This window comes from Gilvimarinus gilvus (assembly GCF_030518155.1).
Classification (GTDB): domain Bacteria; phylum Pseudomonadota; class Gammaproteobacteria; order Pseudomonadales; family Cellvibrionaceae; genus Gilvimarinus; species Gilvimarinus gilvus.
Map to the genome: position 1 here is coordinate 1 of NZ_JAULRU010000210.1, position 307 is coordinate 307.

The window sequence follows — 307 nt, forward strand, 5'->3', positions numbered from 1 at the left end:
TGCAATTGCAGCGATTGCTTCAAAATCTGGAACATTAAAACTCGGGTTTCCTATCGTTTCTGCATAAATCGCTTTTGTATTTTCATCAATTAATGATTCAATTTTAGCTGGATCTGCATCTTCGGCAAAGCGAACATCAACACCTAAACGCTTAAAACCAACCTTGAATTGATTATATGTTCCGCCATAAAGATTAGAAGCTGAAACAAAATTATCACCTGATTCTAAAATATTATTTAAAGCAATAAATTGTGCCGCTTGTCCCGATGAAACAGCTAATGCCGCAACACCACCTTCGAGCGCAGCA

At 37.5% G+C, this 307-nt stretch carries 1 protein-coding gene; it reads right to left on the reverse strand.

All coding sequences use genetic code 11. The annotated features are described in order from the left end of the window. On the reverse strand, nucleotides 1-307 hold a 307-nt coding region (locus QWI17_RS01675), incomplete at both ends, for a PLP-dependent transferase (protein ID WP_302720752.1).